We start from the raw sequence: 2,292 nt of genomic DNA on the forward strand, positions 1-2,292 counted from the left end.
GTGGCGCGGGCGCTGGCCGACGGCGACACCGAGCGGGCCCGGGACCGGGTGGAGCGGGATCTCGCGCTGGCCGGCTGCCTGGTGCTGCTCGGTACGGCCGCGATCGTCGCCTGTGCCCCGCAGCTGATCGAGCTGCTGTTCCAGCGCGGCGCGTTCACGGCCCGGGACACCGCGGTGACCGCCGGTGTGATGCGGGTCTACGCGCTGGGCCTGCTCGGCCAGACCCTGACCGGCGTCCTGGTCCGCTCCTACTTCTCGGCGGGCCGCGCCAGTTGGTACCCGGTGGCCGCGATGGCCGCGGGCATCGTCGCGACCTCCTGGATCGGCGCATGGACGGTCGGTTCCCGGGGGACCACCGGGATCGCCGCGGCCAACGCCGCCGGCATCACCCTCACCGCCGCCCTGCTGCTCGCCGGCATGCGGCGGCGCAGCGTGCCCATCCGGACCGGGCCCGTGCTGCGCGAGCTGATCCGGCCGCTGGGGGCGGCGGTGGCGGCCGCCCTGGCCGGCGGGCTGGCGGCGGGCCTGCCGTCGGATCCGCTCGCCGGGCTGGCCGCCGGCGGCACCACGGTGGCCGTCGTGTTCGTCCTGCTCGGCCGGGCCCTCGGCGCCCAGGGCTTCGCACCCGCACTCCGTTCCGTACGCACCCTCTCCCGAAGGCTCGCCCATGCCGTCCTCCGTTGAGTTCCCGGCCCGCGCCCGGGCCCTCGTCCCCGGCCCGGTTCCGTGGATCGCCATGTACCACTCGGTCGGCGACTGCTCCGACGACCCCTACCGCGTCACGGTCAGCCCCGACCGGCTGGAGCGGCAGCTGCGCTGGCTGCGCCGGCGGGGGCTGCGCGGCGTGTCGGTGGCCGAGCTGCTCGCCGCCCGGGCCCGCGGCGCGGGGCGGGACCTGGTGGGGCTGACCTTCGACGACGGGTACGCCGACTTCCTCGGCAACGCCCTGCCGGTGCTGGCCCGTTGGGAGTGCACGGCCACCCTGTTCGTGCTGCCCGGCCGGCTCGGCGGCGCCAACGACTGGGACCCGCTGGGCCCGCGCAAGCCGCTGCTGACCGCCGACGGCATCCGGCGGGCCGCCGCCGCGGGCATGGAGATCGGCTCGCACGGCCTCACCCACGTCGATCTGACCCGGGCCGACGACACCCGGCTGAAGGCCGAGGCCGCCGAGAGCCGGGCGGTGCTGGAGGAGCTGACCGGCGCCCCGGTCACCGGGTTCTGCTACCCGTACGGCACGGTCGACCGGCGCGCCGTGGCGGCCGTGCGGGAGGCCGGTTACGGCTACGCCTGCGCCATCGACCCCGGCCGGCTGAGCGGCCCGCACGTGCTGCCGCGCGTGCACATCGGGCAGAACGACACCGCCGTGCGCCTGTTCCTGAAGCGCCGGCTGCACCGGTTGCGGCGGCGGCCCGTCGAGGGGCTGCGGTGAAGGCGCTGCACATCATCACCGGGCTCGGGGTGGGCGGTGCCGAGCAGCAACTCCGGCTGCTGCTGCGCCACCTGCCGGTCGAGAGCGAGGTGGTGACGCTGACCAACCCCGGGCCGGTGGCCGACGGGCTGGCGGCCGACGGGGTGCGGGTGACCCACCTCGGCATGGCCGGCAACCGCGACCTGGCCGCGCTGCCCCGGCTGGCCCGGATCGTCCGGCGCGGCCGGTACGACCTGGTGCACACCCACCTGTACCGGGCCTGTCTGTACGGCCGGATCGCCGCCCGGCTGGCCGGGGTCCGCGCGGTCGTCGCCACCGAACACTCCCTCGGCGACTCGCAGATGGAGGGCCGGCCGCTCACCGCGGGAGTGCGCGCGCTGTATCTGCTGGGCGAACGGCTGGGCCGGTGCACCGTCGCGGTCTCCCCCACGGTCGCCGGGCGGCTCGCCCGCTGGGGGGTGCCCGAGCCGCGCATCGCGGTCGTCCCCAACGGCATCGACCTGACCCGGTTCGCCTACGACCCCGACGCCCGGCGGCGCACCCGCGCGCACCTCGGGCTGCCCGCCGACGCGTTCGTCATCGGCGGGGTCGGCCGGCTCGTCCCCGGCAAACGCTTCGACGTCCTGATCCGCGCCCTCGCCGAACTGCCCGCCGACTGCGTGCTGCTGCTGGTCGGTGGCGGCCCGGAGGAGCCCGCCCTGCGCCGCGCCGCGCGGGCGGCGGGACCCAGCCCGGACCTGCCCGACGGCTCGTCCGGCCCACGCCTGCCCGACGGCCAGAGCCCACCCGACAGCGCACCCGACGCGGACCTGCCAGACGGGTCGTACGGCCACGGCCTGCCCGACGGCCCGGCCACCCCGAAC

Annotated in this window: 3 protein-coding genes; all 3 read left to right on the forward strand. The window is 77.1% G+C overall.

What is annotated here, in order from left to right; translation table 11 throughout:
• A partial coding sequence (locus tag CCN44_RS36785) for a lipid II flippase MurJ (protein WP_276329142.1) occupies positions 1 to 684 on the forward strand: 684 nt, incomplete at its 5' end.
• Positions 668 to 1,429: a polysaccharide deacetylase family protein gene (locus CCN44_RS36790; protein ID WP_189397199.1), complete on the forward strand. Its 762-nt coding sequence runs from the start codon at positions 668 to 670 to the stop codon at positions 1,427 to 1,429. The genes CCN44_RS36785 and CCN44_RS36790, both read left to right, overlap by 17 nt.
• Positions 1,426 to 2,292, forward strand: an 867-nt coding sequence (locus CCN44_RS36795; RefSeq protein WP_244204024.1) for a glycosyltransferase, incomplete at its 3' end; no start/stop codon positions are given. The genes CCN44_RS36790 and CCN44_RS36795, both read left to right, overlap by 4 nt.

The sequence above is a fragment of the Streptomyces tricolor genome (assembly GCF_002155905.1).
GTDB classification, from domain to species: domain Bacteria; phylum Actinomycetota; class Actinomycetes; order Streptomycetales; family Streptomycetaceae; genus Streptomyces; species Streptomyces tricolor.